This is a genomic window from Nostoc spongiaeforme FACHB-130, from assembly GCF_014698475.1.
Lineage (GTDB): Bacteria > Cyanobacteriota > Cyanobacteriia > Cyanobacteriales > Nostocaceae > Nostoc_B > Nostoc_B spongiaeforme.
Genome location: NZ_JACJTB010000019.1, coordinates 60125 through 73703 on the forward strand (window position 1 = coordinate 60125; position 13579 = coordinate 73703).

Annotated in this window: 9 protein-coding genes; 6 read left to right on the forward strand and 3 right to left on the reverse strand. The window is 40.7% G+C overall.

The annotated features are described in order from the left end of the window. Window positions 1-219 precede the first annotated feature (219 nt). Window positions 220-1287, forward strand: coding sequence for a DUF3616 domain-containing protein (locus H6G74_RS15540; protein WP_190968533.1), 1068 nt, complete (start codon window positions 220-222; stop codon window positions 1285-1287). On the opposite strand, the gene H6G74_RS15545 is transcribed toward H6G74_RS15540, so the two are convergent. After that, window positions 1284-1688, reverse strand: a complete 405-nt coding sequence (locus tag H6G74_RS15545; RefSeq protein WP_190593574.1) for an NIL domain-containing protein — start codon at window positions 1686-1688, stop codon at window positions 1284-1286. The genes H6G74_RS15540 and H6G74_RS15545 overlap by 4 nt on opposite strands. Before the next feature lie 86 nt (window positions 1689-1774). On the opposite strand from H6G74_RS15545, the gene H6G74_RS15550 reads away from it, so the two are divergent. Continuing rightward, on the forward strand, window positions 1775-2362 hold the full coding sequence (locus H6G74_RS15550) for a thioredoxin family protein (RefSeq protein WP_190968567.1): 588 nt from the start codon (window positions 1775-1777) through the stop codon (window positions 2360-2362). A 254-nt stretch (window positions 2363-2616) separates the two neighbouring features. Here the strand turns inward: H6G74_RS15550 and H6G74_RS15555 are convergent, their stop codons facing one another. Together H6G74_RS15555 and thrC are read right to left on the reverse strand one after the other, a co-directional pair. After that, on the reverse strand, window positions 2617-2892 hold the full coding sequence (locus tag H6G74_RS15555) for a MoaD/ThiS family protein (protein WP_190968534.1): 276 nt from the start codon (window positions 2890-2892) through the stop codon (window positions 2617-2619). A 45-nt stretch (window positions 2893-2937) separates the two neighbouring features. Next, a complete protein-coding gene (gene thrC, locus H6G74_RS15560) occupies window positions 2938-4242 on the reverse strand; it encodes a threonine synthase (RefSeq protein ID WP_190968568.1) in 1305 nt (434 codons plus the stop codon). 505 nt (window positions 4243-4747) lie between these two features. On the opposite strand from thrC, the gene H6G74_RS15565 reads away from it, so the two are divergent. From H6G74_RS15565 to H6G74_RS15580, 4 genes are all read left to right on the forward strand, one after another. Beyond that, a complete protein-coding gene (locus tag H6G74_RS15565) occupies window positions 4748-7309 on the forward strand; it encodes a DUF7925 domain-containing protein (RefSeq protein WP_190968535.1) in 2562 nt (853 codons plus the stop codon). Between the two features lie 24 nt (window positions 7310-7333). Next, window positions 7334-7897: a DUF11 domain-containing protein gene (locus tag H6G74_RS15570; RefSeq protein ID WP_190968536.1), complete on the forward strand. Its 564-nt coding sequence runs from the start codon at window positions 7334-7336 to the stop codon at window positions 7895-7897. A 197-nt stretch (window positions 7898-8094) separates the two neighbouring features. Continuing rightward, entirely contained in the window at window positions 8095-9618 is a 1524-nt protein-coding gene (locus H6G74_RS15575) for an isopeptide-forming domain-containing fimbrial protein (protein ID WP_390849954.1), read from the forward strand. Window positions 9619-9625: 7 nt separating this feature from the next. Continuing rightward, on the forward strand, window positions 9626-13270 hold the full coding sequence (locus H6G74_RS15580) for a TonB-dependent receptor (protein WP_190968537.1): 3645 nt from the start codon (window positions 9626-9628) through the stop codon (window positions 13268-13270). Window positions 13271-13579 lie beyond the last annotated feature (309 nt).

Here is a 13579-nt window from a genome sequence, read left to right on the forward strand (position 1 = left end):
TTAGGGTTATTGCATACTAGCATCAGTTTAAAAAAACCATCTATCTCCAGATAGTTTTTTTAAACTTGATAACTATAATGATGAGTATTAATATTAGCATTATTTTGAGATGAATCTAAAAATAAAGTGAGTTTATAGAGATTTTTGTCTAATACTGATTAAAATGGCTGTCATTATCTTGGATAGTTACTGTAATCACAAAAAATATTCATCATAAAAATGCCAAACTCACAGATCATCAAGCAAGTTATTCTCACATTTACTGAAAGTTTTCGAGAATACAGAACAGATATTTCAGGAGTAATGCTAACACCTGATAAACATTTATGGTTAGGCTCAGATGAAACTTCTACCTTGGAAAGACTAACTTTGAGTGAAGAAAATAAATTTGCCGAACACCAACAATATAAAGTCTCAGATTTTCTAAAATTACCTGCTTCAGAAGATGAAGAAATTGATATTGAAGGATTGGCGTATACAGATTATTATTTATGGTTAGTCGGTTCCCATAGTTACAAGCGCAAAAAACCAAAACCTGACAAGTCTGATCAAAAAAATGTTGCGAGACTGGCAAAAATTGAAACCGAACCTAATCGTTATATCTTAGGCAGAATCCCTTTAATAAATGGCGACTTAGTTTCTGCTTGTCAACATCCACAAGATGCAAATTTACAGTTAACTTCTGCCAAACTAGAAATTACACAACAAGGCAATTTACTAATGTCTGCTTTAGTAAATGACCCTCATTTGGGTGCATTTATTCAAGCTGCAATTCCTGGTAAGGATAATGGCTTTGATATTGAAGGGTTAGCTATTTATCAAAATAAGATTTTTTTAGGTTTGCGTGGCCCTGTATTACGAGGTTGGGCAATAGTTTTGGAAATTGAACTACAAAACTCTAGTCCGGGATGGATGAAACTCATCCCAATTGGTGAAGAAAAGAAAGAATACAAAAAACATTTCCTCTGGCTGAATGGTTTAGGAATTCGTGATTTGTGTCTGGATGGGGAAGATTTATTGATTTTAGCTGGGCCAACAATGGATTTAGATGGCCCAGTGCAAGTTTATCGTTGGCAAAATGGTGTGAAATCTTCAGAAAATCTGCTCAATTATCCACAGCTTATGCAAGAAATTCCTTATGGAAATCGCAATGATCATGCTGAGGGAATGACTTTATTTCAAGATATTTTAGGAGCGCCTTCGCTGTTAGTGGTTTATGATTCTCCAGATGAAACTAGGTTAATTGACGATCGCAGCGTCACAGCCGATATATTCTCCTTAAGTTAAAGGTTAGTAGAAATCGCTTGCACAGGACAAGTCGGAATACACTGTTCACAAACAATACAGCGCGATCGCGTGAATGTGAGCTTGAATGTTTCTGGATGCAAACTCAGTGCTTCTGTGGGACATACCCCAGTACATAAGCCACAGTCAACACAGATATCTTCATCAATGGCAATTTCTCCCAAACTGGAAGATACACCAATGTGACGCGATCGCATCCATTCAATTGCTGCATCTAACTGATCAATATCTCCTGAGAGTTCCACAACCAATTTACCGATTTGATTGGGGGCGACTTGGGCGCGGATAATATTGGCAGCTACATTAAAATCTTTTGCCAGTACATAGGTTACAGGCATTTGAATGGCACGCTTAGGAAATGTCAGAGTAACTCGTTTTTTCACAGGTTTAAGCAGGTAGAGGCGGACAGATAAAAAGAAAACGATAAACTAAATAGTGGCAATAGTTAATAAGTATGAATAAATTTGCTATGACTACAGAAACACCAGTTAATACTCCCGTCAAGCCAGAATCTAAATTTGGGACACGTTTGAGAAACTTCTTAATTGTAATAGTAGCGATCGCCCTGAGTGTTGCTCTTGTTTTAGGGTTAAGAACTGAAACTAATTCCATTTCTGTCTCTGAGTTGGCGAAAAACTCCACACCCCTAGATGTTGCTGTGAGTAACGGTAAACCATCCATAGTTGAGTTTTATGCTGACTGGTGTACTGTTTGTCAAAAAATGGCACCAGATATGGCAGAACTAGAACAGCAGTATGCCGACAAAGCTAATTTTGTCATGCTGAACGTAGATAATACTAAATGGTTGCCAGAAATGCTGAAATATCGCGTAGATGGCATTCCCCATTTTGTATTTTTAACTAAAAATGCAGAAAGCATAGCTCAGGCGATCGGTGATATACCCCGTAACATTATGGCTAATAATGTCGAGGCGTTAGTTGCTGGTACACCCTTACCTTATGCCCAAGCTAGTGGTAAAACTTCTAAAGTATCCACCTCAGTTCCAGCAAAACAGCAAGATGATCCCCGCAGTCATGGGAGTCAAGTCGTGAATTAATCTTGTTAAGCAGAGAAAAAGAAATGTAGGTTGGCTCAAACGTAGACACCCTAAGGGTAGTGAAACCCAACAAAATCAACATTCCACTGCGTCAGTCCTATCTTTGTCAACAAAAACAAATGCACCAGTAAAATACTCCAGGGTATCTTACTGGTGCAGCAAATCTCGACAAACAGGGGAGCAATTGAGAATAGTTTTTCGCTATTTTTATAGATAGATATTGTACCGATTTAACCGACATAGATTGTCTTGGCTCAACCGCCTGCAACAGCAGGTACAATACTCACTTCATCACCATCTTTCAACGGTGTAGCTGTTCCATCTAAAAAGCGGATATCTTCACTATTCACATACAAATTTAAAAAGCGTCGTGGTTGTCCGTGTTCATCACATAGCCGCTCTTTAATCCCAGGACAATGTTTTTCTAAAGAATTGAACAACTCAGCGATACTGCTACCGGTGCATTCGATGGTAGCTTGACTATTTGTGAACTTTTGGAGAGCAGTAGGAATTAAAACAGTAACAGCCATATTTGAAGTGTGAAGTATGAAGAGTGAAATTTAGGTTTTTTCGCTTTAAACTAGAACTTGTTGCCATTCTAGGCGGTCTAGGGTACGAGAACGTTCTAGCGCACGTTCAAAACTATCGAGTTTAGCATCAATTGTCAACGGTTCGCCAATGTAACCTTGAACTGCTTCTTGAGTTTTCAAACCATTGCCAGTGATATAAACCACAGTAGTTTCATCTGGATCAATTTTGCCAGCTTCTACCAATTTTTTCAGCACAGCGATGGTTGTTCCACCTGCTGTTTCTGTGAAGATACCTTCGGTTTCTGCCAGCAACTTGATGCCTTCTATAATTTCTGCATCGGTGACTGATTCAATATTACCGCCTGTTTTCTTCGCAATTTCGACAGCATAGACACCATCTGCTGGATTACCAATTGCGATCGATTTAGCAATTGTATTTGGTTTCACAGGCTTGATAAAGTCGCGGTCTTCTTTAAATGCTTGGGCGATGGGCGAACAACCTTCAGCTTGTGCGCCACTGAAACGCACATTTTTGCCTTCTACTAAGCCAACTTCGACAAATTCTTTGAAGCCTTTATAGATTTTAGTAAACAGCGAACCAGAAGCCAGAGGTGCAACTACATGATCTGGTAATTGCCAACCCAGTTGTTCAGCTACTTCAAAGCCGAGAGTTTTGGAACCTTCAGAATAGTAGGGGCGTAGATTAATATTTACAAAACCCCAGCCATGTGTGTTTGCAACTTCTGAACAGAGGCGATTGACTTGATCGTAGTTGCCTTTAACAGCCATGAGAGTAGGACTGTAAATCAAGCTACCTAAAACTTTGCCTGCTTCTAAGTCAGAGGGGATGAACACACAACAATCTAAACCAGCGTGAGCCGCGATCGCAGCTGTCGAATTTGCTAAGTTACCAGTACTAGCACAAGAAACTGTAGTAAAACCTAATTCTCTCGCGCGAGACAAAGCAACTGAAACTACCCGATCCTTAAAGCTGAGGGTAGGCATGTTGACGGCATCATTTTTAATGTAAAGCTTATTCAGACCCAGGCGACGGGCAAGACGTTGGGAACGAACCAAAGGAGTCATCCCAGTTCCCACATCAATTACATTGTCAGTTGCAACAGGTAAAAATTGACGATAGCGCCAAATTGAATTTGGCCCGGCTTGAATCTTTTCGCGGCTCACACTCAGGCGAATATTGTTGTAGTTGTATTTCACTTCCAACGGCCCAAAGCAAAACTCACAAACATGACTAGCTTGGAGTTCATATTCTGCACCACATTCTTTACACTTCAGTGCTTCTAATGTTGCTGTGGTGGTTTGGGTGTGTGTGGAGATTGCCTGAGTCATAGCGATCGCTTTCCCTGTTTTGTCCGTCAACTGTCGCTTGATAGTAACACGAGTAAAAATACCAGTCAAACATACCCGATAAAAATAGTCGGATATTCTAAGCCCAGCTATAAATTCCTTGAGCAAATAAAAATCTATTTTTTGTTGTTGATTAACACTCAGTAATACGGTATTGCCATACTAATAAAGTATAAAAAATTAGTATTATTCTCATTAATTTTTAGTTAAAAATACTGTGTATGTTTAAGTATGAATTTTTGATATACCAGTATTTCGACTGTTTTTTAATTCCAGAAGCTTGATTTAAGGTTGTTATTGTTACGCAATATTGGTGTAATAAGTAAGAGCCAAAGTGTCAGTAAATTAGACCAAGACTAAGTAAAATCTATAACTCAAAACAAATAAGTATTACATCATATTTGGAATTGAATTATTTAATTCCAGCATTTATATCGACTCTCATGAAAATTAATCAGGCTGCATCGTAATTAAGCAACTACACCCAATGAAATCTCGTTACCAAATTCAAAAGACTAAAAACGGCGTATTTCACAATACTTTAGTAGCAACAGTATTGTTAGCTAACGGGTTTTTCTTGGTCTTCCCAGTGTTAGCTCAAACTACGCCAACAGCCCCAGGTACATCTATTGATAACCAAGCGACAGCCACCTACGAAGACCCCAATCAGCCAAACATACCAATCAATGCCACTTCTAACAAAGTAACCATTACCATAGCAGAAGTAGCTGGTATTTTGGTTCAAGCTGGTACGGTTAACGACCTTACCCCCAATGGTACAGTTCAAGTTGGTGACACTTTAGAATACAACTTTACTATCACCAACATAGGTAACGACCCCACTAAATTCCGTATTCCTGGCGCAGTCGCCGTTTCAGGGAAAGGAACAGTAGTTAATAACAGCTTGGAATATTTTGATAGTGTTGCTAATAGTTGGAAACCAGTTCCTAATGGTGGAGTCATTACAGACAATTCTGTACCAGTAAATGGTACTGTTCCTGTACGAGTGCGAGTAACAGTAAATTCTGATGCAGTTGCTGGTGATAACATTTCAGTTACCCTTGGTCAAACCACTCCTCCTAATCAAGCATCAAATGTGCTAAGGGCTGGTGGAGAGGTTAATAATACCCTGGATGTTTACACCGTAGACAATCAAGATCCAAGTGCTGTACCAGGAGAAGTTACAGGTTCACCTGCTAACGGTGTAGTAGAAGGAAGTGCATCAGCCTCAATAACTGTTCAGCCAAAGTATTATTCTTTAGCTACTATCTTAAAAACTCGTTCTGGATATAGCAATAACAACACACCAGCAGATATCACTGACGACAGTATCAACTACAGCTTGAGTTTACGAGTAGAGTCTAACGATGTCACCGGAAACAGTATCACTCCCTCAGCTCTAGCGGGTTCTGTTATCCCTGGTCTTTCCGGCACAAATATCTTAGTTTCCGATGCTATTCCTTTTGGGACACAACTAGCTGTCGCACCCACAGCTCCCACTGGTTGGACTGTAGTTTACTCTACTACTGCTGTCACCACATCTGCAAATGCAGCTACCTGGACAACTACAGCACCAGGAGATTTATCTACAGTTACTCGTGTTGGTTTTATTAAACCAACTACAGACGGTGATACATCCACTTATCTTCCTGCGAATGGACAATCAACCTCATTTTCTATTCAGGTAAAAGTTAAAACAGGACAGACTGCACCTCTAACCATCGCCAACATCGCGCAAGTCTTCGGTAAAACGCCAGAGACAAATACTCCTGTACTTGACGAATCTGGTGATCAAAATCCTAGTAATTTTGATGGTTCTTCAGGTAGTATGAGACCCCCATTAGACACAGATACTAATGACGATGGTGTACCAGACCAGTTACCACCTACCGTACCTGATGGTTATATTACTGATCCAAAAACTGACCCAACTGATCTAAACACCACGGGAACTGATACCAATGGTAATAATACTGGTTCAGGCACTGGTGGTGAAGCCAACGTATTTACAATCAGCCTTAACTCACTTGTCAACGGGCCGAATAGTTTTCCTGACGCAGTAGGCCCGAATAATAATAATGATGATTTTACAAACAAGTCTTCCAATGTTCCGGCTGGCTTAACTCCTGGTTCAACATTTAATCCAAACCCAGTTACTTTTACTAATACTGTTCTTAATACAGGTGGTTTATCAGCCAATATCTCTTTACTACCTACACCACCAGCTACCCCAAGTCACTTGCCTAACGGTACAACCGTAACGATAAGTGTTGGCTCTTCATCTGCTACTTATACATACAACGGCACAGCCTTTACATTTACAAGTGGCACTGGTTTTGCGGTAGGCAACCCTATCAGTGCTACTAACCCCATACAAATTAGCGCATTGGCAACAAATGCTCAATCTAGCTATACCGTTTCTATTGACTTGCCTGCTGGTACTCCACTTTCAACTGATACTAATATGGAACGCGGCTTCCCTGTACCAATCACGGCATTTATTGACGCTAATGGTGATGGTATTTCTAACAACAACGAAGTGGCAAACATCACTATCGATCGCGTCTACACTGGTTTCTTGCAAATGATCAAACAGTCACGGATTTTACAAGGAACTGGGCCAGCAGTTCAAGGTAGTGATGGTACTTTGAGTACAGACCCGAAAAAACCTGCACCGGGAAATATTGTTGAGTACGTGATTCAATACAGAAATATTTCTGAAGCAGCACCTCCAGCCCCAGGTACGAGCAATGTGACTGTAAGTGCTGGCAGTGTGGTAATTACGGAAGATGGCACTTCAGTTCCCAATAACTGGGCGAAAGATAATGATAACAATGGCGTAATTGATACCAGTCACGTTCTTGGTTCAGCTCAAGGTGCTGGAGGAACAATCACGTTCTTTAGTGGCGATCCTGCTACTAATCTTCTTGGTGGTGAACAAAGTGGTACTACTGCGGCTACAGATGTCACTAAGTATATAAATACTCTCACTAACCCAGTTACACCTGGTCAAACAGGAACATTTATCTTTCAACGTAAGGTTAACTAACAGTAATTTATCAGGGTGATGAACATGAAACAAATTTTTATGGCTGGGATAGAAGCAAGTTTATTGCTGACTACAGCCTCTTTTATGACTAATTTCTCAGGGGTAGTTCCTTGGCAAAAATTTAACATTGCCGTTGCTCAAACTCCACAAAAAACGCAGGCTTTAAAGTTAGTTTTGGCAGCAGAAAAACAAGTTTTAATTAAGGAGTCGCAAGGTAGACAAAAGGTGACTTGGCAAGCTTTGAAAGAGCAAGCAGTGGTACAACCAGGCGATATATTACGATATACATTAACTGGGGAAAATGCAAGCGATCGCCCATTAAAAAATCTTACACTCAATCAACCCATTTCCAAGGGCATGATTTATATTTTAAAATCTGCCAATTTTACTGGTAATGCCAAAATTAGCTACAGCATTGATGGCGCTCGTAGTTTTGTAAAAAATCCCACAATTAAAGTTACTCTTCCTAACGGCAAAGTGGAAACTAAGCCAGCTCCCGCAACTGCTTACACTCATATCCGCTTACAACTTCCATTGATAGCAGCAAAAACTACAGTTAAATTAATTTATCAAACTCAGGTACGCTAACTGATAATTTTTGTGCAACTTTTGGGCAAGATTTATTTACTAGTCAGCCGTCATTTTCGGTCTAATTTCACTACTTCATTTGACTAGAAAATTACTAATAAGTCATTGACAGACTTCTTTTAAACTACAACAACTACAATTTATCAATAAATGTTTTTATTAACAAGTATTATGGCGTTTATGAGGAGATTAATTCAGTGAATCATCCTTGTAAAAAAAAACAGATAACTTTTGGTATTAATTGGAATCAACGTTTAACAAAAATAGTTTTTTTGGTTAGTTTTTTGCATACTAGCGCACCCATAGTAGTAACCGCCCAAGATACTCGTGTGGTTAATCTCACTAACCAAGCTACTTATACTTATACTTATCAAGATAATGGTCAAAATATTCCATATCAAGGAACTACCAGTCAACTTCAACTTAGTCCTAGCCCATTGGTTGACCCATCAGGAAGGATTTTAGGTTGTGGAGGTACACCCCTAGCAGACTACACGGGTTTTTCTGTAGGTATATATGAACCTAACCCCTCTGACCCCACCGGAACAGAATTAGGGCAATTACTTTCTTTAACACGTACCGAAATTCCTGATATTCCGAGTAACAATATTCCTGGTGGTCAATCACCCAATAGCGAGAATAGTAATCCCTTTTCAATTACTAATAATCCAGCCGGTTTCTATAATTTCTTACTTGACCCCAATCGAGGCCAAACCGATCCGGGGAGACAATATATTTTAGTTATTAATCCTCCAGCTAATTCTATCTACCAACAACGGCGGATTAAAATTGAAATCATCGATCGCACAGGTACAGGTAATAACAGTATTGTGCGTTATGCTGCTACCTCTTTAGATGGTCAACCAATCCGAATTACAGGCGAAACCAGAGTAGAAGATAGCGTTGTTGTCGTACCCAATGCAGAGGTAGTGGGGCTAGATTTATTAGCTTTTGCCTTGACAACTAATATGTGTCAAGCACAGCAATTACAAATTATTAAAACAGGCGATCGCGCCACAGCGGAACCAGGGGATACAGTTATTTACCGTATATCAGTAAAAAACGTATCTGATACTACTTTAAATAACTTAGTTGTCACTGATACCTTGCCTTTAGGCTTTAATTTCATTAACAAATCTGTGCGTGGTGAGTTAAACGGTCAAGCAGTTAACATTACCACGGATCGCAATGGCAATACAGTTACCTTCCGCACAGATGTCACAATTCCATCTCAAACAGTTGTAAATATTGCCTATGCTGCCCAAATCACACCTGATGCAGTGCGAGGGACTGGCCGCAATAGTGCGATCGCTCGTGTACTTAGAACTGACAACAACCTAGCAGCCAAGGATGGCCCTGCAACTCACCAATTAGTCATTCGTCCAGGAATTGTGGCTGACTGCGGCACAATTATCGGTCGTGTGTTTGAAGATAAAAACTTTGACGGCGAACAGCAAAATGGTGAACCAGGAATTCCTAATGCCGTAATTTTTCTAGAAAACGGTAATCGCATCACCACAGATCCCAATGGTTTGTTTTCTGTCGCCAATGTTTTGCCAGGAAGTCATACAGGAGTACTCGACCTCAGCAGCATTCCCGGCTACACCCTAGCCCCCAACCACAAATTCCGCGAACGTAATACCCAATCTCGCTGGGTGCGTCTGGAACCTGGCGGCTTAGTCAGAATGAACTTTGCTGTCACCCCCAGCAAGCAGGAGTAAATAAAGTATGAAACCTCAATTACATGGTGTAACTACCTTGAATCTCAGGCTGATGGGTGCTGTAGCAAGTGCAATCAGCGTTGTTTTGTATCCGGCTGTCGTTAAAGCCCAAACATCCACGCCAGAAACAGAAAATAATATTCAGAATCAGTTTCCCTCGGCTTCTACCTTCGCAACAGTAGATCATCAAACTTCTTTAGATGTATCTAGAGAAGTTGATGAACTTTCTCAGCCAAATCCTGTAACTCAAGACAATCAGATTGATACTTCTTTACCAGATATTAACGAACTAACTGCGGTTGAGCCTCCTTTAGTAACAACCGGCATACAACCATTTCAACCTGCTACTGGTATTCAAATTCCTAAAAACTTACGTAAAATTGCGGCATCTGTAGAGAATCAAAACACAACTATCAAAATTCTTAACCCCTCTACTGATAGTTTGGTAGATATCCCGGCGACAAACGTGAGTGTGCAGTTTTCGAGTGGTAGTCAGATAGAATTGCGCGTTAACAGCGTACTGGTAGATGCTTCATTAATTGGACGGACAGAAACTGATAGTCAGACCAATTTAGTCACACAGACGTGGTATGGTGTCTCACTCCAAGCCGGAGAAAATATCATCTCTGCACAAGAAGTAGGTAAACCAGAATCATCTGTAAAAGTACTAGTAGTAGTGCGGAGTGTGCCAAAAAAGCTCACACTAGAAACCCTAGAAGCCCGTATTCCGGCTGATGGACGTTCAACTGCAACTATCCGTGGTGAATTAATCGATGAAAATGGCAATCGCTCTAACCACGATGCTGTTGTGACCGTAATACCAACGGCGGGAGAATTAATCGGAAAGGACTTCAAACCTGATGAACCAGGATTTCAGGTAGAAGCGAAAGCTGGGGAGTTTACCGCCAGATTGCGTTCTGATTTAAAAGCCCAAACAGTCCGCATTCGCGCCACAACCAATGATTTAGAAGCCTTTACCCAACTGCAATTTGAAACAGCCTTGCGTCCAAGTTTATTAACTGGTGTGATTGATGTCCGTTTGGGTGCGAGAGGTACAGATTATTACAGTAGTTTTCGAGATTTTGTCCGTCCTGACAAAGATACCAGCACTCAATTAGATTTTCACTCAGCGATATTTGCTACAGGTGCAATAGGCGAATGGTTGTTTACAGGTGCATATAATAGTTCCCGCACTCTTAACGAAGATTGCAACTGCGACAATCGCTTATTTAGAGATTATCAATTTAACGAGCAGAACTATCCCGTTTATGGTGATAGTTCCCGAACCGATGTTGTTACACCCTCAATTGATAGTGTATTTTTGCGGTTTGAACGCACCTCAAAAATTCCTAATGCGACTCCTGATTATTTCATGTGGGGTGATTATGACACAGAAGAGTTTGCTCGGACATCCCAGCAATTTACTTCTATTACTCGTCAACTCCACGGCTTTAAAACTAACTACAACTTTGGCAATCTGCAATTTACAGGCTTTTATGGCAATAATCTCGAAGGCTTTCAACGAGATACTATTGCGCCTGATGGCACCAGTGGTTATTACTTCCTCTCCAGAAGGTTAGTCATCGCTGGTAGTGAAAATGTCTTTTTGGAATTAGAAGAACTCAACCGTCCTGGTACTGTATTGGAGCGTAAACAACTCAGTCGTGGCCCAGACTACGAGATTGATTACGATCGCGGTACTTTAATTTTTCGGGAACCGATTCTTCGTACAGATATAGATAGTACTGGACAAGTCTTAGTCCGACGCATTGTCGTGAGCTATCAATATGACAGTCAAGACTCGAACAGTAATATCTATGCAGGTAGATTGCAATATCATTTTTCCCGCACATTGAATCAAGAAAGTTGGTTAGGTGCAACTTTTATCCAAGAAAATCAAGGAATGCGGGACTTTCAACTGTATGGTGCAGATGCGATGATTTCTTTAGGTGGTAATGGCAAGCTAATTGCTGAATATGCTCATTCATCGAATGATTCGGAGGTGATTGGTAAAGTCAGTGGTGCAGCTTACCGCTTAGAAGCAGAGGGACAAATTAGCCATACTATTCAAGGACGTGCTTATTATCGATTTGCTGATACAGGCTTTGCTAATAATGCCACCATCAGTTTTGTACCTGGACAAACTCGTTACGGTGGACAAATCACAGCGAGACTTTCGCAAACAACCAATTTTCGGGCGCAATACGACCACGAAGATAACTTTGGAATTGCACCCCAACCGCTAGATACTTTTGAAGAACTATTTGCACCACGTTCGGAAGCCACACCAGGAAGTAAAGTTGATAATTCCTTGACAACAATTTCCGCCGGGATTCAACAACGCCTAGGTAAGGCTACCATTGACGTTGATTGGATTCATCGCCATCGAGAAGATCGGATTCCGGTGAATGCTTTAACGAGTGATTCCCAGCAATTGCGATCGCGTTTGACTTTTCCCATCGCTAAAAATCTGACTTTCGCCGCCCAAAATGAACTCACACTTTCTTCCAGTGCAGATACTGTTTACCCAGACCGTACCATTTTGGGCTTGAATTGGGCTGCTATCCCTGGTGTCAATGTCAGTCTTGCCCAACAGTTTTATAGTAGCGGTCAACAAAGTGGCAATTCTATCACCAGTTTAAGTATCAACGGCGAACATAAACTCGGCACAGATACAACTTTGACTGCGCGTTACTCAATTTTAGGAGGTGCTAACCAACTCACAACTCAAGGTGCTATTGGCCTAAATAACCGTTGGAAAATTGCTCCTGGTTTACGGTTGAATCTGGCTTATGAACATGTATTTGGCAGTTTCTTTAACCGCACTGGTGCAGGACAACAATACGCCCAACCTTTCACAGTCGGTCAAGCCGCTTCGTCAATTGGGTTTGAGAGTGGCGATAGCTACAGTGTGGGTTTGGAATACAGTGATAACCCTGAGTTTCAAGCCAGTGCGCGTTATGAACATCGCACTTCTGCTAGTGGTTCTAATACAGTAATTTCGGCAGCAGCCACAGGCAAAATTTCGCCGGCACTTACAGCCTTAGCACGTTATCAACAGGCAAACTCAGCTAATCAAAAACTCACAGGTTTGGGTGATACAGTGAACCTCAAACTAGGTTTAGCTTACCGTGACCCCAGTAATGATCAATTTAATGCTTTGCTACGCTATGAATACCGAGAAAATCCGACGGTGATTCCTGACACGATTTTGTTAGGTAGTGGTACAGGCTCTACAGACCATACTTTTGCTCTGGAAGCTATTTATGCACCCAACTGGCAATGGGAATTTTACGGTAAATATGCTTTGCGGAACAGTACATCTTACTTAGCCAACGATTTAGTCGGGACTAGTAGCGTGAATTTGGGGCAATTGAGAGCTACTTATCGCTTGGGGTACAAGATGGATTTAGTAGGAGAGGCGCGTTGGATAGGCCAAGGTAATTATAGTGAAACAGGCTTTGTTGTCGAAACTGGTTATTATTTGTCGCCTAACCTGCGTTTAGCAGCTGGATATGCTTTTGGCAGAGTTGATGACCGAGATTTTTCCGGCGTGCGTTCTGCTGGTGGCCCTTATTTGGGTTTAACTTTGAAACTCAACGAATTATTTGAAGGTTTTGGACAGCAGAAAATCCCACCACCACAGCGTTAGAAACTTGACATTTTTTAGTTATCCAGACAACAGAAGTTTTGCAGACTTGCATAACTATGATTCTAGATAATTCTAAGTGTAAATACTGGTTACAATCTAGTCGTTTAGTAAGTCACAATGAAGCGGCTAATAATTCGGTTTCTGTTCCTGTTGGATAAGCGATCGCTCCCATTTTTGGGGAATTTTAATACTAGTCAAGTAATACTATCGACAATTGGCCAAATAAACTCAATTTTTTAGACAAAAACTCCCAGTAATTTTAATTAAAAATACATTAAAACCTATGTAATCATACTCGATCATATTTAC

Coding starts and splice junctions, on each gene's coding strand:
- H6G74_RS15580 (WP_190968537.1), top strand. CDS start 9,626: ATGAAACCTCAATTACATGGTGTAACTACCTTGAATCTCAGGCTGATG.
- H6G74_RS15540 (WP_190968533.1), top strand. CDS start 220: ATGCCAAACTCACAGATCATCAAGCAAGTTATTCTCACATTTACTGAA.
- H6G74_RS15555 (WP_190968534.1), bottom strand. CDS start 2,892: ATGGCTGTTACTGTTTTAATTCCTACTGCTCTCCAAAAGTTCACAAAT.
- thrC (WP_190968568.1), bottom strand. CDS start 4,242: ATGACTCAGGCAATCTCCACACACACCCAAACCACCACAGCAACATTA.
- H6G74_RS15570 (WP_190968536.1), top strand. CDS start 7,334: ATGAAACAAATTTTTATGGCTGGGATAGAAGCAAGTTTATTGCTGACT.
- H6G74_RS15550 (WP_190968567.1), top strand. CDS start 1,775: ATGACTACAGAAACACCAGTTAATACTCCCGTCAAGCCAGAATCTAAA.
- H6G74_RS15565 (WP_190968535.1), top strand. CDS start 4,748: ATGAAATCTCGTTACCAAATTCAAAAGACTAAAAACGGCGTATTTCAC.